This window comes from Citrobacter braakii, assembly GCF_009648935.1.
GTDB classification, from domain to species: domain Bacteria; phylum Pseudomonadota; class Gammaproteobacteria; order Enterobacterales; family Enterobacteriaceae; genus Citrobacter; species Citrobacter braakii.
Genome location: NZ_CP045771.1, coordinates 1,001,528 through 1,018,880, shown reverse-complemented (window position 1 = coordinate 1,018,880; position 17,353 = coordinate 1,001,528). Strand labels below are relative to the sequence as shown.

Sequence of the window (17,353 nt, the reverse complement as noted above, 5' to 3'; positions counted from 1 at the left end):
GACTATGGAAAACATTCAAACACTTATCGCCCAGCATCCTTTAGTGGAAGATCTGGTCGCTCTCAAGGAGACGACCTGGTTTAACCCTGGCACTACCTCTCTTGCGGAAGGTTTACCGTATGTTGGCCTGACAGAGCACGATGTTCAGGATGCCCACGCTCGTCTGACGCGCTTCGCGCCGTATCTGGCGCAGGCATTCCCGGAAACCGCAGCCACCGGCGGCATTATCGAATCCGAACTGGCCGCGATCCCGGCGATGCAAAAGCGGCTGGAAAAAGAGTATGGGCAGCGCATCAACGGCGAAATCCTGCTGAAGAAAGACAGCCATCTACCGATTTCCGGCTCAATTAAAGCGCGTGGCGGTATTTATGAAGTGCTAACCCACGCGGAAAAACTGGCGCTGGATGCCGGTCTGCTGACCACACAAGACGATTACAGCATTCTGCTTTCGCCTGAGTTTAAACAGTTCTTCAGTCAGTACAGCATCGCCGTAGGCTCCACTGGCAACCTTGGGATGTCGATCGGCATTATGAGCGCCCGTATCGGCTTTAAGGTGACGGTTCATATGTCTGCCGACGCTCGCGCATGGAAAAAAGCCAAACTGCGCAGCCACGGCGTGACGGTCGTGGAGTATGAAGAAGATTATGGCGTGGCGGTTGAGCAGGGCCGTAAGGCGGCACAGTCCGATCCAAACTGTTTCTTTATCGATGATGAAAATTCCCGCACGTTGTTTTTAGGTTATGCGGTCGCCGGCCAGCGTCTGAAGGCGCAGTTCGCGCAGCAGGGGCGCGTGGTGGATGCCGACCATCCGCTGTTTGTTTACCTGCCGTGCGGCGTCGGCGGTGGGCCTGGCGGGGTAGCGTTTGGCCTGAAGCTGGCATTCGGCGATAACGTGCACTGTTTCTTCGCAGAACCGACCCATTCACCGTGCATGCTGCTGGGGATTTATACCGGGCTGCACGATACGATTTCTGTGCAGGACATTGGTATCGATAACCTGACAGCGGCAGATGGGCTGGCGGTGGGCCGCGCGTCCGGCTTTGTTGGCCGGGCAATGGAACGTCTGCTCGACGGTCTGTACACCCTGGACGATCAGACTATGTACGACATGCTGGGCTGGCTGGCGCAGGAAGAAGGCATTCGCCTTGAGCCGTCGGCGCTGGCCGGGATGGCCGGTCCGCAGCACGTTTGCGCTTCTGCTGACTATCAGCAAATGCACGGCTTCAGCGCGGAGCAGCTCAATAACGCCACCCACCTGGTGTGGGCGACCGGCGGCGGCATGGTGCCGGAAGCCGAAATGGCGCAGTATCTGGCCAAAGGACGTTAAACGCCGCTGAACTTAACGCAGCATCGCCATCAGTTCCATCGGTGAGCGATGTTGCTTCAGAAGGTCACGCATCACGCGCATATGCGGCGCGGTATGATTGAAGAAAGCGCTGTATCCGCCGCAAATCGCACTCTTTCCACTGCTGTCGCGATGCTTTGGACAATCACCATGGCAAAAGCGTAATAGCGAACACGCCTGGCATTCCGCGCTCAGCGTGGTTCTCTTGGACTGACCAAACGCCGCTGCCCTCGGGCTGGCGTTGAGCTCACTCAACGACGTGCGATGAATATTACCCAAGCGAAAATCTGGGTGGACATAGTGATCGCACTGATATAAATCGCCATTCGCTTCCAGAGCAAAAGCATGTCCGCAGGTGGAGCTTAGCGAACACATCTGCGCCGGGTGTCCGCACCATACGCCCAGAGTTGAATCAAATAACTGGACGAATACGCGGCCAATATCCTCTCTGACCCAGATATCAAAGACGGTATTCAGGAAGGTTCCCCACGCCTGAGGCGGGACGGATTCGGCGGTAAGCTCGCCGTCTTCATCATATTCAACCAGCGGAATGAACTGCAAAAAAGGCGTGCCAAGCTGGCGAAGGTAGCGATACATCTGTCCTGGTCGCTGGCTGTTCAGAGAATTAACCACTACCAGCAGATTGAACTCCACCTGATGCTTACGGAGCCTGGCAATGGCGTCCACCACCTTATGGTGAGTCGGTTTTCCGCTGCGGTTAACACGATAAGCATCGTGCAACTCGGCGGGGCCATCCAACGAAATCCCCACCAGCCAGCCGTTATCGTGCAAAAACTGACACCATTCGTCGTTGAGCAAAATCCCGTTGGTCTGGAACGCGTTATGGATTTTCTTCCCTTCCCCGTACTGTTTTTGCAACGTCACTACGCGGCGGAAAAAGTCGATGCCACAGAGGGTTGGCTCTCCGCCCTGCCAGGCGAACATCACGTCAGCCCCCGGCTGTGCGGTGATATGCTGACGAATAAACGTCTCTAAGGTGGCGTCATCCATTTCGGGTTGAGTGGGTTTATCGATGTAAAAACAGTAACGACAATCCAGGTTACAACGAGAGCTGGCTGGTTTGGCCATGACCTGACATCCTGTCATGCTAAATTCCCGATAAACGCAATAAGTTGGCGGACATGCGTTACAGCAAACAGTATTGCGAGGGATAACACCGCGAGGGAGATCATAAATTTGTCACGCACCGCGCGAGATTCAGAAAAATCGCTATGCGTAACATCCATCAGATTACGGCTGCGGGTATAGCGCCACAGAACGATTGCCACCAGCGCCAGCACCACAATTGAAACCCAAAACAGGAAGCCCGCCTGATGCCAGTTGTGCTTCAGCGCCAACGCCATTAGCGCGCCATAACCCAGAAGCGTACGAAACCAGGCCAGCGATGTTCGCTCCGGTTGTAACCCCGGATCGGCGATACGTCGCGACTTACGGCTATCCGGCATACAGCACCAGTCCCATGACAATCACCGCGACAATAAACAAAATCAGACTGATGATTAACAGGCTATGGGTATAGGGCAAATCCTCTTTCAGGCGCATCGCCCTCTCATTACGCAGCCAGCGCAGGTAGCCATAAATCGCCAAGCTACCGGCAAACAGGCACAGCAACAGCGCCAAAAGCTCACGAATTACCGGCGTGGCAAAATCCGGAGCCAGTTGGTCGAGACCAACCCCCGCCGCCAGAAACCCCAGCGCGGTACGGATCCACGCCAGAAAGGTACGCTCATTTGCCAGTGAGAAGCGGTAATCCGGGGCTTCTCCAAGGCGGGAAATTTTCATTCAAACTCCTCTGGCTGTCATTGCCGGATGGCGGCTAATGCCTTATCCGGCCGACAGGTAAGTGCAAATATGAGTATCTGCGCCAATTGGCATTGTAGTCAGAACTTCTGCTTTTTCTCCTCCACTTTTACGCCCTGGGTTGGTAAACCGGTGTCGTAATCGCGTACCACCGGAGAATAGCCGTCTTGCGGGCGCGGGCGAAAAGCACCCATCCAGCGCGGTACGGCGTCAGGACGCCAGGGACGCAAACTCCAATGATAGGTGCGGAATGGATCGCGGATTTTATCCATATAGTCCAGCAGCGCGTCGTGCATCTGGCAGCGAACATCGGCTAATTGCGGAGAATCTATCTGGTTGTGTAGCTCATCGGGATCGTTTCGTCTGTCGTAAAGCTCATCACTGGTAAACAGGTTCAGCACCAGCTTCCAGTCATCCGTCACCCAGCAACGTACCGGTATAAATCCGCCAAAACTGTCATGTTCAATCTCATAACGATTGAACTCCACCATCACACCGCGTGGTTTTTCAACGGTAAGGATGTTTTCACCCGGCAGGATTTGTGGCTTCTCAATACCCGCCAGCGCCATCATCGTCGGCAGCAGATCGATATGGCTGACCGGCGTGTCTACCTGCATGGATTCTCCCTGAGGCGAGCGCATAATCAGCGGAATTCGCGTGATGTCGTCATACATCGCAGCCCCCTTACTGATGAGCTTATGCGCCCCCATCATCTCGCCATGATCGGAGGTGTAAATGACCCAGGTGTTGTCCCGCTGCACGGGCGTTAAGGTATTAATAACCCGGCCAATCTGGTCATCGACAAAGTCGTTGCAGGCAAAATAGAGCGGATGGTGATAGCGCCCATCATCACCTACCGGCGAAGGCATCGCTTCAGACCAAAGACGATGATGTTCAGGTTTGTTACTCAAAGAGTCGTGCGCCTTCATCCCCAGGTCATAATAAAAATCCTGATATTTCTGCAGATACTCCACGGGACAGGTAAACGGGTGATGCGGCTCGTCGTAGGAAACTACCATCAGGAAGGGTTCTTCATCACGTGCAGGGTGGCGGAGGAAATCAATCGCCCGGTTACTGATGCGGTGCGCCCAGGTAAAGGTTTCATTGATATTGTTAGCCAGCAAATCCTCCACGCTGTTCAGACCGTTACGCCACAAACCGATCTCTTTGTCCGTCAGTTCCGCGAGGTAATTTGCCCCGTCATACCAGTAGTCAGCATCCCATTCGGGCGGGCACTCGCCGGTACCAAAGTAATCGTGCCCGTCGAGATGCCACTTGCCGATGTAGCAGGTGTGATAGCCCGCATCCTTAAAATAGCGTCCCATGGTGGAGATATTTTTCCCCGGCGCGACGTTATTGGTCCACGGGCCGGACTGGTTGGCATAAATCCCGGTAAACAGCCCAGCGCGGGCCGGAGTGCACACCGGTGAGCAGGTATAAGCAGAATTGAAGCGAATACCTTCCGCCGCCAGGCTATCAATGTTATTGGTATTCAGCGACTTACCACTATAACAGCCGACCATATTGGTCGCCTGAGTATCAGTCATAATGAACAGGAAATTAGGGCGGGTCATGCTTTATCCTTAGCGTCAGAGACAGAAAGTGCAGTGGCCAAACGACGCGTCTGCCAGGTGCTGTAAATTAAATACATCATCACTGCCGCCGTAATTGAGTAGCAGAGAATCGTCAGCCATTGGGTGTTGTACCCTCCAAACTGCGCCAGTCCAGCATAGACGCCGAGCATCGCGGTCAGGATACCGACAGAGGCAAGTTTGGCGTTTTTCCACGGCTTCATGTCTACCGCAAAAGCATCATGGAATTTAAACGGCGTCGCACGCGGCTTGATAATGCCGATAACCAGCATCACCACCACGTTGATGCAGAAGGTACAGGCCAGTACGTAAAGGAAGTGAAAGTCGAACTTCACCAGATAATTAATGGTGATGTAGCTGACGATACCGAGTCCCATAGCGACTTTCGCTGCCAGCGCAGGAATGCGCGGGAAAAAGAATCCCATGATGATGATGGTCACCAACGGCACGTTATAAATACCGTTGAGCTGTTTCATCCAGCTGTAGAGTCCTTCCGGTGCATTAGCGATCCACGGTGCTACCAGCACGGAAATTACCGCGATAAAGAATCCGAACTTACGCCCAACCCGAACCAGCTGTTCCGGTTGGGCGTGTTGATTAATAATCCGCCGATATATTCCCATGCTAAATAAGGTACTGGCGCTGTTTAAAAATCCATTGAATGTACTGATTACCGCGCCGAATAAAACGGCACCGAAAAACCCCACCAAAGGGACAGGAAGCACGTTATTTACCAGTGTCGGATATGCCATATCCGCCTTTGGCAGATCCTGGTATAGATGAAAAGCAATTAAACCTGGTAATACCAGCACCAGTGGATCGAGCATTTTCAATACCGCTGTGAGCAATGCTCCTTTCTGCCCTTCGGCGAGGCTTTTGGAAGCCAGCGTACGTTGTACGATGCCCTGATTAGTACACCAGTAGAAGGTATTCACCAGAATCAAACCGGTAAAGGCTGCACCTATCGGCAGCGGATCGTTCGCTCCACCAATTGAGTTTAATTTCTCCGCATGTACGGTGGTCAGTTGCTCAACACCTTGTAAAAAACTGCCTTTTCCCATCGCAATCAGGCCGAACACGGGGACCATCAATCCACCAATCACCAGCCCTATACCATTGATAGAATCGGCCACCGCCATCGCACGTAAACCGCCGATCACCGCATAAATAATCCCGGCAAGGCCCAGCAAAATAACCAGTAACCAGATTGCTGCGCCCTGAGAAATATTCAGCGATTCACCGATGTGAAAAAGGCTATTCAGCGCCAGCGCCCCTGAATAAAGCACAATCGGCAGGAAGCAGACGCCAGTGGCAATAAGAAAGCAAAAATCGATAATGATTCGCGTGGTTTTATCGTAACGCTCTTCCAGAAAATCTGGGATCGTAGCGATACCACGTTGCAGATAGCGAGGTAGAAAAATCAGCGCCAGAAAGATAAGCGTCACCGCAGAGGTGACTTCCCAACCCATAACCGACATTCCGCTTTTGTAAGCCTGACCAGACAGACCAACCAACTGTTCGGTTGAAAGGTTAGTTAACATCAATGACGCGGCAATCACCGGCGCTTTCAATGAACGCCCGGCAAGAAAATACCCTTGTTGCGATCCGGTATCCGTTTTCCGTACCTTCCACCAGGTGATTAGCGCCACCAGCAGCGTAAAGCCCACAAAGCTCAGAATTTGTAGCGTATTCATCTCATAGCCCTTATTTTTCATTATGTCCCGGCAGCTGTAGGGGGAATGCAAGGTAATGTGCGCCGGGTCAGGCAGTCAGATTTCTTAAAATAAAAACGTCATATACCTGAACAGATTTTTTCTGTTAAGTTCAGGTTGTGGGCATAATTCTCCGGTGGGAAATTAAAATGAATGGAAAGATGCAAAGTTCGCATGTAAAAAACGAAACTACGTACAATATTCCCCTGTTGATTCATGAAAGTGTGATCTCCAGCGGGATTTCATTGATCTCGCTGTGGCACACCTATGCCGACGAACATTATCGGGTTATTTGGCCACGTGATAAGAAAAAACCGCTGATTGCTAATTCATGGGTTGCGGTCTACACCGTCCAGGGCTGTGGAAAAATCCTTCTTAAAGGCGGTGAACAAATCACGCTTACCGGAAACTGTATAATCTTTTTAAAACCAACCGATATACAGTCTTATCACTGTGAAGGATTGGTATGGGAACAATACTGGATGGAATTCATACCAACCAGCGTAATGGATATTCCGCTACGACAACAAAGCATTATTTATAATGGTGATATTTATAATCAGGAGCTGACCGAAGTTTCGCGATTAATTACATCCCCAGACTCAATAAAAAATAATCTGGCAGTCGCCTTTCTCACAAAAATAATTTATCAATGGATTTGTCTTATTTACGCCGAAGGTAAAAAAGACCCACAGCGAATACAGATTGAAAAACTGATTGCCACTCTACATGCCAGTCTACAAAAACGGTGGAGCGTGGCGGATATGGCAGCCACTATCCCCTGTAGCGAAGCCTGGCTACGTCGTCTTTTTTTACGCTATACCGGAAAAACACCGAAAGAATACTATCTGGATGCGCGGCTGGAACTGGCGCTGTCGCTGCTAAAGCAGGAGGGAAATACGGTCGGGCAGGTCGCTGATATACTTAACTTCTTTGACTCGTTTCATTTCAGCAAGGCGTTTAAACACAAATTTGGCTATGCGCCGTCGGCGGTATTGAAACATGCGGACCGGCACCCAGAGGATGCCGGTCAACTGGGTTAGCGCAGTTCCGGCCAGTACTCTTTGTTAGCGTCGATCAAATCATCCAGAATCGCTTTAGCTACAGACGCACTCGGCACGGTTTTCGACAGGGTGATAGCCTGCCACAAACGCTGGTAAGAGCGGTGTTCCCAGGCATCGACCACCAGCTTCTCAACCGCCACCTGCTGGCTCATCAACCCTTTCTGGAACTGCGGGATATCCCCCACCGTCAGCGGCTCCGGGCCGTTATGCCCCACCAGGCATGGGATCTCGACCATCGCTTCATCATCAAAGTTATGAATCGCACCATTATTTGGCACAATCAGCAGCATCCGCTCCTGAGTGTTAAAGGCGATGGCCGCCGCCAGATCGACAATGTAGGAAGCATGTTCGTCAATCTCCAGTTCACCGGCCGCAGAATGGCCCGCCTCAATAATGGCCCGGCAGGAACCGAACACCTGTTTTTCGCGGTGATCCATAACCTCGTTGGCACGGGTACGCTGCGGATTGGAGTGCTGGACCACGTAATCCGGGAACAGATAGTATTTCAGGTAGGTATTTGGCATGGTGTCCGGATCCAGCGCCTGCACATCCTTCGCCTTAGCGAAGGTATCGTTCCAGCTCGCCTCCGTATGCGGGTCGTTCGATGGCGGCACATAACCATGCTTCGCCACGTATTCACGCAGCTTCGGCATCAAATCGTTACCCTGGAGATCTTCAATTGATGTCCACCAGCCAAAGTGGTTCAGCCCGTAGTAGCGCACGCGCATCTGTTTACGATCTTTAAGGCCGACAATCTGCGCCATCCGTCCTTCAATACCGATGGGCATATCGCAAATATTGAGGATTTTCGCATTTGGACGCAGTCTACGCGTGGCTTCAGCCACAATTGCCGCCGGGTTAGAGTAGTTAAGCATCCAGGCGTTTGGTGAATATTTTTCCATATAATCCACCAGTTCCAGCACACCGCCAATAGATCGCATGCCGTAGGCAATCCCGCCCGGCCCACAGGTTTCCTGGCCTAACACCCCGTGACGTAATGGGATTTTCTCGTCTTGTTCACGCATTGGGTATTTACCCACGCGGATATGTGCCATCACGAAATCAACATCGGTAAACGCAGTTTTGGGATCGGTGGTGTAACTAAACTCTATCTCCGGCGCCTGCTCTTTGAGGATGATTTTACACGCCTCGGCAATCACCTCCTGACGCGCGCCATCGTTGTCATAAAATTTCAGCGCACGAAGCGGGAAACGGTCCTGATTTGCCAGCAACATCAGCACGATGCCCGGCGTAAAGGTACTACCACCACCTGCGATAACCACTGAGAATTTTTTCATGATACTGCCTCCGTCATGGGGATCTGTTCGTTTGATAAAGTAGATTTCATTAGCGTTTCGAGCTGGTCGCGTACCTGAGGGACGTGTAAACCAACAATGACCTGAATACCATTGCCGCGACGCACAACACCGTGTGCACCCAGCGCTTTGAAGACGTCATCGCTTTGCGTTTTCGCCATGTCGTGAAGCGCAATCCGCAGGCGAGTGGCGCAGTTATTAATACTTTCGATATTGCCTGCGCCGCCTAACGCTTGCAGAAAACCGGCCGCCTGCCCCAGGTTGGTGTCTGGCGCAGCAGCGGTGGTTTGCCCACGCGCGGCTTTATAGTCAGCTTTGGTGTAGAGTTTGATTTCGCTGTCTTCCCGGCCCGGCGTTTTCAGGTTGAAACGCAGGATCAGCGCGCGGAAGATGGCAAAATAGAGTGCAGTAAAGGCCAGGCCAATCGCTATCTGGGTGAACATCATTCCGGCATGGTTGTGGAACATCGGGATCCAGTTTTGCGGCAAGAACTGATCAAGCAGGCCGCCGCCCATATTGCCTACCACCCCACAGAGATACATCACCGTTGCCATGGAGGCCGCCAGCACGGCGTGTACCGCAAACAGCAAGGGTGAGATAAACAGGAAGGTGAACTCCAGCGGTTCGGTAATCCCAACCAACACAGCCGTTAGCGTAGCGGGGATCAATAATCCCGCCACCTTCACCCGGTTTTCCGGAGAGGCAGTGAAGTAAAGCGCCAGAGCAATACCTAATGAGCCAAAGATTTTCGAATTGCCGTGCAGAGCAAAACCCCCTTCCGGGAACAGCGTTTTCAGCGACTCTGTGCTTTGGCTGAATTCCTGCAAGTGCTGCGCCCAGTAGACCTGGATGCCGCCTTCCACCGCCGCAGGGCCGAAGATAAATGGACCATAGACGAAGTGATGCAGCCCGGTCGGAATCAAAATACGCTCAAGGAAGGTATAAACCCATACCCCCAGCGCACCCGCAGAACGCAGAAAAGCTTGCAGAGATTCAATCCCCATCTGCACCTTTGGCCAACCCAGCAGCGTCAGCCAGGCACAGGGGATCATCACCAGGAAGGCAATGATCACCACAAACGATGTTCCCTGAAAAATACCGAGAAATACTGGCAAGGGTTTGTCGAAATAACGGTTATGCAAGGCAGTAACAATACCGGAAATGACAATGGCGCCGATAATGCTGGTATCAAGTGTTTTAATCCCGGCCATCATCGTTAAGCCGCTACCTGCTGTCGGGTCTGCGCTAAAATCCACGCCGAAGAAATCTCCCCAGGTCATGCCCATGGCATTGATGAAGTAATTCCACGTAAGAAAGCTGACCAGTACCGCCAGACAAGCGCGCCCCTGAGCCTGTTTCGCCAGACCGATCGGCAGACCAACGGCGAAAATCAGCGGCATATTGCGAAATACCGTCCAGCCACCTTCTTCGATGATATGAACGATTTGTGCGAACAAACTGTTGGGATCGGTAAGCGCTTCACCCACAAACAGCGGGTTGCGCAGCATAATAGCGATACCGACGACGATACCGGCAAAGGGAAACAGCAGCACCGGGGTGAACATCGCGCCGCCAAAGCGTTGTATTTGACTGAGCATTTTCACATCCTCATATAACAACCAGTAGGGGAGAGGCCTTTTTTGTAGTGATTGCTGGCCTGATACGAGAATAGAAAGTTGCGATCCTTCAGACATGGCATGCCGCTGCGATTCGTGATCGCTTTCATGGTTTTAATTTCGGCAATGAGGTCTACTTTTTACGTAAAAGTTAGACATCAAAAGGTTTATGGTGCGGTAATTAAAAGAAAAAAGAGGTCTGGTAGTGATCTACAAATCAATTGCGGAACGACTACGAATTCGCCTGAATTCGTCTGATTACAACATCGGTAGCCCGTTGCCGGGTGAAAAAAAGCTTGCCCAAGAGTTCGCGGTTTCACGAATGACGATCCGTAAAGCAATTGATATGTTGATTGGCTGGGGATTGGTCGTACGCCGTCATGGGAGTGGAACTTATGTGGCGCGCAAAGATGTCCATCATGAAACCACAAACCTGACCGGACTGGCGGAAGTACTGAAGCGACAAGGGAAAGAGGTCACCAGTGAAGTACTGGTATTTGAAGTGATGCCCGCACCACCAGCAATTGCCAGCCAACTGCGTATCCAGATTAATGAACGCATCTACTTCTCACGTCGCGTTCGCTATGTGGACGGCAAGCCGCTGATGCTTGAAGACAGCTACATGCCGGTAAAATTATTCCGTAATTTATCGCTGGCGCATCTGGAAGGGTCAAAATTCGATTACATCGAGAAAGAGTGCGGAATAACTATCAGCGGTAACTATGAAAGTCTGACTCCCATTCTTGCCGATAAGCAGCTTTCCGCGCAGATGAACGTACCTGAACAGACGCCATTGCTGCGGATTACCTCACTGTCCTACAGCGATAGCGGGGAGTTTTTGAATTATTCGGTGATGTTCAGAAACGCCAGCGAGTACCAGGTGGACTACCACTTACGGCGCGTCCACCCAGACTCAACCTGACTAACCCATCCCCCAAAAAATCACCGCCAGCAGTTGCGGCGTGATAATTCGCAGGAACATCACCAGCGGATAAACGGTCGCATACGACAGCGCCGCTGCCCCGCTGGTGGCATGCAGGTTGTTAGCAAATGCCAGTGCAGGCGGATCGGTCATTGAGCCAGCCAGCATGCCGCACAGCGTGAGGTAGTTCATTTTGACGAAAATCCTCGCCAGCAGCCCCACAGTAATCAGCGGAATCGCGGTGATGAAAATACCGTAGCCCACCCAGCTCAGGCCATCCCCCTGCGTCAGAGTATGAACAAAATCACCGCCTGACTTCAGACCAACCACTGCGAGAAACAGCACGATACCCAACTCTCGCAGCGCCAGGTTAGCGCTGGGGGGCATAAACCAATACAACTTACCGATGCTGCCAATACGCCCCAGGATCAACGCCATAATCAGCGGCCCACCGGCCAGCCCCAGTTTTAGCGCCACCGGGAACCCCGGAATGAATAGCGGGATTGAACCCAGCAGAACACCCAGCCCGATCCCGATAAATACCGGCAGCATCTGCACCTGCTGCAGTTTTTGCTGGGCGTTACCCACCACATTGGCAACAGTATCAATCGAGGAAGGTCGGCCAACCAGATTGAGGATGTCGCCAAACTGCAGGCTGGCGTCGCTGCTGGCTACCAGCTCAACCCCCGCACGGTTCAGACGGGAGATAACCACGTCGTAACGCTCTTTAAAATGCAGGTCGCGAATTCGTTTCCCCAGCACCTGTTCGTTGGTCACCACCACGCGCTCAACGCGTAAATCGGTGCCTCGCGTCGACAGCGATGTGTCCACCTCCTGCCCAATCACCACCTGCGCGTTGTGCAGATCAGCAGGCTGACCAACCAGGTGTAGCAGGTCGCCTATCTGGATAATCGTCCCCGGCGACGGCACCATCAATGTTTCTTCACGTTTCAAACGTGAGCAGATGATTTTGTCGCTGTTCAGGATTGGGACATCCTGAATCGCCATATTGTTAAGGTTCGGGTTTTCCACACGGATATTCATCGTCTGAATCAGCGCGTGCCCGTTGGTCAGCGTGGATTCATGCTGATGGGCTTCGGCATCGACGTTAACGCGAAAAATAAGGCGCATCAGCCACATAGTGAGCAAAATACCGCAGATACCAAAAGGATAAGCCATGGCATAGCTCATCCCCATCTGATCCACCACATCAACAGGAGTACCCAGATCGCGCAGAATCTGCTGCCCCGCGCCTAACGCCGGAGTATTGGTGACCGCACCGGAAAAAATGCCCAGCACCACGGGAAGGGGAATGGCAAAAATCTTATGCAGGATCGCGGTGACCAGGCCACCCATGATAACAATCAGCACGGCAAACAGATTCAGCCGTAGGCCCGAAACGCGCAGTGACGCAAAAAAGCCCGGCCCCACCTGAATACCGATGGTGTAGACGAAAAGAATCAGGCCAAATTCCTGAATAAAATGCAGCATGTCACCGCTCAGGGTCATCCCTGCCTGATCGACAAAATGCCCGACAATAATACCGCCGAACAGCACGCCTCCGATGCCAAAACCAACACCACGTATTTTTATGTTGCCGATCCATAATCCGACAACTGCCACCATTGCCAGAACGCTGACCGTCAATGCTATATCACTCATTTTCCTGTTCCCTGTGAATAACATTTTATTTAACGAAGATTATGACTGAACCGTTCAGGCATGAATGCAGAGTGGCGCACATTATCATGCTACAGAGCGCCCAGGAGCGCTTAAGAAGAGCGTTCTTTACTGTTTTTCTTCACGTCGATTTGAAATAGCTGAATGCTTTTTTCTGGCAATGGCAGCGCTTCCGGCATCCTGCCCTCCCAGATCATAGTTTCATGTGGGCTGAGGCACAAAAAAGCCCCGTCATTTCTGGCGGGGCAAAGGCATGGAGCTATTTAACTGTCTAATGCGGGACGTTCGCTGATGGCGATACGTTGTGGAGCGATGGTTTCAGGTTCATTCCGGGTCAAATCGATATGCAGCAAGCCGTTAGTGAAGCTTGCGCCGGAGACTTCCATATTTTCAGCCAGCGTAAAGCTCAGGCTGAACGGCTGAGTGACCAGCCCCTGATGCAACCATTTGGTCTCTTTTTCCGGCTGCTGCGGCGTACCTTTCACGGTCAGGCGCGTGCCTTCCAGTTGAATATCCAGATCTTCCTGGCGGAAACCGGCTAACGCAAGGGTAATGCGGTAGTGGTTATCATCGCTCTTTTCGATGTTATAAGGCGGGAAGCTCTGGCTTTCGCCCGTGTTTTGCAAGGCATTGGCCAGTTTGTCAAAACCGATCCATTGACGCAGCAGTGGGGATAAATCGTAGTTACGCATAATAATCTCCTTCTAAGAAGCGAGTAAGTACCTTTTGGCTCCCTGACGGCAAGCCGATTGCTTAGCAGGGCCGCCTGAAGCGGCCCACAGAATTAGTTGATTTCGATGCGGCGCGGCTTATTCGCCTCGGGAATCACGCGTTCGAGATCGATATACAGCAGACCATTCACCAGGTTCGCGCCGCGAACATGAATGTTCTCCGCTAACTGGAACTTACGTTCGAAGTTGCGCTCGGCAATCCCCTGATACAGGTAAGTACGTTCTTTTTGATCGTCCGCATGGGCGCCTTTCACCACCAGCAGATTGTCCTGGGCAGTAATTTCCAGTTCGCTTTCAGCAAAACCAGCAACGGCAATCGCAATTCGGTAATGGTTTTCGTCTACCAGCTCAACGTTATACGGAGGGTAGCCGCCATTGCTCTGGCCCTGATTGTTTTCCAGCAGGTTAAACAGGCGATCAAAACCAATAGCAGAACGGTACAGCGGGGATAAATCAAAGTTACGCATAATCAATAGCTCCTGAAATCAGCGAGAATAATAGACCTTCCATCATGGACAGGTCAGGTAGCCAGGACACCCATCAGGCATGCCCTTCATTTGTCTACACTCTAAAAATGGGTCTTAATACAAACTTTTCAAGCGTATTCATCTGACTTTTTTTGCAGTTTGTTGTCTATTGCATACACTGGTGGGAGCAGTTGTTATCGTTAAATCGCGATAGCCGCCACAGTGTGACGAAATGGTGATGTTATTTTCGCAACGGATCGCTTTAACTCACCATGCAAACACAATAAATACAGATGAAAAAAATGATGATAAAAAAAATGTTGGTAACACTGACAATGTGTAGCGGGATGGCGTTTGTGAGCGGCTGTTCCAGCATTATGTCGCATACCGGGGGCAAAGAAGGGACGTATCCTGGCACGCGCGCCAGCGCCACAATGATTAGCGAAAGTGATACAAACTGGGGAACCAAGTCACTGGCTATTCTGGATATGCCGTTTACCGCAGTACTGGATACAGTATTACTTCCGTGGGATCTCTTTCGCAAAGATAACTCGGTGAGATCCCGTGTAGAAAAAAGCGAGGAGAGAACGCAGGCCGCGAACGCCGTTATCCCTCCGGCTGAAATGCCTGCTCCTTAAGTTAACGCCCAGTCTCTGTTACCCACAGCTGGCGGAAACCCTCGACGTCTTCCATCCACGCAACCTGTCGACCGTCAGGAGAGAAGATGATCGCATCGCCCGATGGTGGGTTGCCGTGACGGTCCGTTAAAAAATCAACCTGTCCTGTCTGAGCATCACAACAAGCAATTTTGTTATCCAGTACAAACCCCAGCCATTTCCCTGACGGATGCCAGTTGAATGCTGACTGAATATCCGTGGCGCAGCGGGTAAGCTGACGCGGTTCTCCTCCTTGTGGGGAAATCAGCCACAGTTGCACAATGCCGACGTCATCACGCATTAAAAACGCAATATCAGATGCCTTTGGATTACTGCGCACCCAATGGCGCGGCTGATTTACCAGACCGGGAAAGGCGCGCGCATGAGTAAACGTCAGCCGGCGTTGATAAATACCGAATGGCGGCGCAGGCATTGTCGTCTCAGTGCCCTCCAGCGGAGCGTCGCCCGGCTGTTTCCAGCCGCTTTCATCCTGTGGTAAATCAACAATAAATAACTCCGGCACTTTCTCGCCCGTGACTGATAACGTATCACCGATAAACGCCAGTCTGTTTTCCCCTACCCAGCCCTCTTCATAGGCGCGGTTAATCTCATCGCTACCCGGTTTAGGCGTGGGTGTCGTCTGGGTTACCAGCACGCACCAATGGCTCCCGCTGTACTCACGGGGATGCTGCGCGGAGACCGTCACCGGACCATAGGGCGCAGCCACACCGACATTGCGTAGATCCAGCGCCGGTGAGCGCTCATGCAGCACATGGTCGTTATAGGTGAAACTGACAAACTCGCCGCTCGGGCTAAATACATGCACATGGCTACCACCGCGCAGCGCACCCGGCGTATATGGAGCGGTAATATCCATCGCATCCAGATTCTCCACTTTTGCCTGCGTAGCTATCACCCCACGCCGATGATGGAAGTCGTAATGCCATGTTTCATCAGGATTTTCAGGCCCATGAATAAACACATATTTTTCCAACTTTGGATGAACGGTCACCACGCCAACGTGCGATCCCTGCATGGCCCGATAAATCACCTCCAGCTCGCCAGTATGAATATTGACGCGCTCAATTGTGTCGCCGGTAAAAGAGGCACCGGAAGGGCGCACATCAAAGACCAGCCACTGGCTGTCCGGTGTCCAGGTATTGATATTGGTAAGCTGATGATTACGCGGCGTAAAGGTGATTTGCTTCATGGAATGCCCTGATACAAGACGATTTCAGCAATCATACTTCACAAGCACTTCACTTTCAGGCTTTAGCGTATCGCCATCTTCATTTTTGCGGACAGAAAGATGGAACATTTTGACGTAGCCATTATCGGGTTAGGCCCGGCAGGCGCAGCGCTGGCGCGGCAGTTGAGTGGAAAAATGCGCGTGATCGCGTTGGATAAAAAACACCAGTGCGGCAACGAAGGTTTCACCAAACCCTGCGGCGGTCTGTTGGCCCCGGATGCCCAGCGTTCGTTTATCCGCGACGGGATAACCTTACCCGTTGATGTCATCGCTAACCCACAGATATTTAGCGTTAAAACGGTTGATGTTGCAGCCTCTTTGACGCGTAACTACCAGCGCAGCTACATTAATATCAACCGCCATGCTTTTGATTTATGGCTTAAATCTCTCATTCCTGATGATGTACAGGTGTACCACGACAGCCTGTGTCGGAAAATCTGGCACGAGGGCGATAAATGGCATGTCATCTTCCGCGCCGACGGTTGGGAGCAGCAGATCACCGCGCGTTATCTGGTGGGAGCCGACGGCGCGAACTCACTGGTACGCCGTCATCTCTATCCCCGGCACCAGATCCGTAAATATGTTGCTATTCAACAATGGTTTGCGGAAAAGCATCCCGTCCCGTTCTATTCCTGCATTTTTGATAACGACGCAACCGACTGTTATTCCTGGAGTATCAGCAAAGATGGCTATTTTATCTTTGGCGGTGCCTACCCGATGAAGGACGGCCAGGCGCGCTTTGACGCGCTGAAAGCGAAGATGGAAGCGTTCCAATTTCAGTTCGGCAAACCGGTGAAAAGCGAAAAATGTACGGTGCTGTTTCCTTCACGCTGGAAAGACTTCGTCTGTGGCAAGGACAACGCATTTTTGATTGGCGAAGCGGCCGGTTTTATCAGCGCCAGCTCACTGGAGGGGATTAGCTATGCGCTGGACAGCGCGGAGGCGCTTAAATCTGTATTGTTGCGGGATGCACCAGATATGAATCACGCTTACCGCAAAGCCACCCGCAAGTTACGTCTCAAACTGTTTGGCAAAATTCTGAAAAGTCGGGCCCTGACGTCGGCGTTTTCCCGTAAATGGATAATGCGCAGCGGCGTGGCGCATATTCCTCAAGGTGACCACTCAGTATCACAAATAATTGCTGAAACAGGGCAAATGCGCCAAGGCATTTGCCCATAACAT

General features: G+C 51.9%; 16 protein-coding genes and 1 other annotated feature. Of the genes, 5 read left to right on the top strand and 11 right to left on the bottom strand.

Translation table 11 applies throughout. The annotated features are described in order from the left end of the window. Positions 1-4: 4 nt before the first annotated feature. Positions 5-1,327, top strand: a complete 1,323-nt coding sequence (dsdA, locus tag GFC06_RS04665) for a D-serine ammonia-lyase (RefSeq protein ID WP_153689874.1) — start codon at positions 5-7, stop codon at positions 1,325-1,327. 12 nt (positions 1,328-1,339) lie between these two features. Here the strand turns inward: dsdA and GFC06_RS04660 are convergent, their stop codons facing one another. The 5 genes from GFC06_RS04660 to GFC06_RS04640 all read right to left on the bottom strand — a co-directional run bounded on the left by GFC06_RS04660 (position 1,340) and on the right by GFC06_RS04640 (position 6,452). Further along, the gene (locus GFC06_RS04660; protein WP_194831211.1) at positions 1,340-2,452 is read right to left on the bottom strand and encodes an anaerobic sulfatase maturase; all 1,113 of its coding nucleotides are present in this window, start codon (positions 2,450-2,452) and stop codon (positions 1,340-1,342) included. Continuing rightward, the gene (locus GFC06_RS04655; protein ID WP_016155058.1) at positions 2,449-2,811 is read right to left on the bottom strand and encodes a DUF202 domain-containing protein; all 363 of its coding nucleotides are present in this window, start codon (positions 2,809-2,811) and stop codon (positions 2,449-2,451) included. Before GFC06_RS04655 ends, GFC06_RS04660 begins: the two co-directional genes overlap by 4 nt. Further along, positions 2,801-3,148 carry a YidH family protein gene (locus GFC06_RS04650; RefSeq protein WP_047415689.1) on the bottom strand — a complete coding sequence of 116 codons (348 nt, stop codon included), beginning with the start codon at positions 3,146-3,148 and terminating at the stop codon, positions 2,801-2,803. Before GFC06_RS04650 ends, GFC06_RS04655 begins: the two co-directional genes overlap by 11 nt. A 98-nt stretch (positions 3,149-3,246) precedes the next feature. Further along, complete coding sequence (locus tag GFC06_RS04645; protein ID WP_153689872.1) at positions 3,247-4,740, bottom strand: sulfatase-like hydrolase/transferase; 1,494 nt, start codon at positions 4,738-4,740, stop codon at positions 3,247-3,249. Further along, positions 4,737-6,452, bottom strand: coding sequence for a solute:sodium symporter family transporter (locus tag GFC06_RS04640; RefSeq protein ID WP_029139707.1), 1,716 nt, complete (start codon positions 6,450-6,452; stop codon positions 4,737-4,739). The genes GFC06_RS04645 and GFC06_RS04640 overlap by 4 nt, the downstream gene beginning before the upstream one ends. Positions 6,453-6,619: 167 nt before the next feature. Between GFC06_RS04640 and GFC06_RS04635 the strand changes: the two genes are divergently transcribed. Continuing rightward, positions 6,620-7,513 (top strand): AraC family transcriptional regulator, encoded by an 894-nt coding sequence (locus tag GFC06_RS04635; protein ID WP_153689871.1) that lies wholly within the window; start codon positions 6,620-6,622, stop codon positions 7,511-7,513. Here GFC06_RS04635 and GFC06_RS04630 read toward each other — a convergent pair. Both GFC06_RS04630 and GFC06_RS04625 read right to left on the bottom strand, forming a co-directional pair. Continuing rightward, complete coding sequence (locus GFC06_RS04630) at positions 7,510-8,832, bottom strand: 6-phospho-alpha-glucosidase (protein ID WP_019078008.1); 1,323 nt, start codon at positions 8,830-8,832, stop codon at positions 7,510-7,512. The two genes, GFC06_RS04635 and GFC06_RS04630, sit on opposite strands and share 4 nt — an antisense overlap. Further along, entirely contained in the window at positions 8,829-10,448 is a 1,620-nt protein-coding gene (locus tag GFC06_RS04625) for an alpha-glucoside-specific PTS transporter subunit IIBC (protein ID WP_153689870.1), read from the bottom strand. Before GFC06_RS04625 ends, GFC06_RS04630 begins: the two co-directional genes overlap by 4 nt. A gap of 223 nt (positions 10,449-10,671) precedes the next feature. Between GFC06_RS04625 and GFC06_RS04620 the strand changes: the two genes are divergently transcribed. Then, the gene (locus tag GFC06_RS04620) at positions 10,672-11,388 is read left to right on the top strand and encodes a GntR family transcriptional regulator (RefSeq protein WP_153689869.1); all 717 of its coding nucleotides are present in this window, start codon (positions 10,672-10,674) and stop codon (positions 11,386-11,388) included. Here GFC06_RS04620 and GFC06_RS04615 read toward each other — a convergent pair whose 3' ends face one another. From GFC06_RS04615 to ibpA, 3 genes are all read right to left on the bottom strand, one after another. After that, complete coding sequence (locus tag GFC06_RS04615; protein WP_153689868.1) at positions 11,389-13,050, bottom strand: putative transporter; 1,662 nt, start codon at positions 13,048-13,050, stop codon at positions 11,389-11,391. A 281-nt stretch (positions 13,051-13,331) separates the two neighbouring features. Then, complete coding sequence (gene ibpB, locus GFC06_RS04610; RefSeq protein WP_003827096.1) at positions 13,332-13,760, bottom strand: small heat shock chaperone IbpB; 429 nt, start codon at positions 13,758-13,760, stop codon at positions 13,332-13,334. A 92-nt stretch (positions 13,761-13,852) separates the two neighbouring features. Continuing rightward, the gene (gene ibpA / locus GFC06_RS04605; RefSeq protein ID WP_003023882.1) at positions 13,853-14,266 is read right to left on the bottom strand and encodes a small heat shock chaperone IbpA; all 414 of its coding nucleotides are present in this window, start codon (positions 14,264-14,266) and stop codon (positions 13,853-13,855) included. After that, positions 14,260-14,332, bottom strand: a sequence feature (ROSE (Repression Of Heat Shock gene Expression) occurs in the 5'-region of heat shock genes and acts as an RNA thermometer to modulate expression.). (Overlaps the previous gene by 7 nt.) A 236-nt stretch (positions 14,333-14,568) precedes the next feature. On the opposite strand from ibpA, the gene GFC06_RS04600 reads away from it, so the two are divergent. Further along, on the top strand, positions 14,569-14,904 hold the full coding sequence (locus tag GFC06_RS04600; protein ID WP_016155062.1) for a YceK/YidQ family lipoprotein: 336 nt from the start codon (positions 14,569-14,571) through the stop codon (positions 14,902-14,904). 1 nt (position 14,905) lies between these two features. Here GFC06_RS04600 and GFC06_RS04595 read toward each other — a convergent pair whose 3' ends face one another. Beyond that, positions 14,906-16,132 carry a DUF3748 domain-containing protein gene (locus GFC06_RS04595; protein ID WP_153689867.1) on the bottom strand — a complete coding sequence of 409 codons (1,227 nt, stop codon included), beginning with the start codon at positions 16,130-16,132 and terminating at the stop codon, positions 14,906-14,908. Positions 16,133-16,231: 99 nt separating this feature from the next. Between GFC06_RS04595 and cbrA the strand changes: the two genes are divergently transcribed. Continuing rightward, the gene (gene cbrA / locus GFC06_RS04590) at positions 16,232-17,350 is read left to right on the top strand and encodes a colicin M resistance lipid reductase CbrA (protein WP_153689866.1); all 1,119 of its coding nucleotides are present in this window, start codon (positions 16,232-16,234) and stop codon (positions 17,348-17,350) included. Positions 17,351-17,353: the final 3 nt, after the last annotated feature.